The 370-nt window shown below is 73.2% G+C and carries 2 pseudogenes; both read left to right on the forward strand.

Features of this window, described 5'->3' with window-relative positions:
• Positions 1-168: pseudogene (locus tag D588_RS27390) on the forward strand (long-chain acyl-CoA synthetase); the annotation flags it as partial.
• Positions 165-370: pseudogene (locus D588_RS25540) on the forward strand (biliverdin-producing heme oxygenase); the annotation flags it as partial. The pseudogenes D588_RS27390 and D588_RS25540, both read left to right, overlap by 4 nt.

Consider the following 370-nt stretch of genomic DNA (forward strand, 5'->3'; position numbering starts at 1 on the left):
TGCGTCGCCGGCTTCGTGCGCGCCGCCGCGCCGTTCAGCGCCGCCGACGGCCTGCTCACCGGCAACGGCCGCCCGCGCCGCGACGCCATCCTGCAGCGCTACGCCGACGCCGTGGCGCAGCGCTATGCCGAACTCGAACCCGATCCCGCCCCAGGAGCCTTCCAATGAGTTTCCATGCCCGGCTGCTCGCCGAGACCCAGGCCGAACGCGCCGACCTGATCGCCATCCCGATCATCCAGACTGCCCTGGCCGGGCAGATCGCCGGCGCCGACTACGTCGCCTTCCTCGGCCAGGCCTATCACCACGTGCGCCATACCGTGCCCCTGCTGATGGCCTGCGGCGCGCGCCTGCCGGCACGGCTGGGGTGGCT

It is taken from the genome of Xanthomonas sp. SHU 308 (assembly GCF_000364645.1).
GTDB lineage: Bacteria > Pseudomonadota > Gammaproteobacteria > Xanthomonadales > Xanthomonadaceae > Xanthomonas_A > Xanthomonas_A sontii.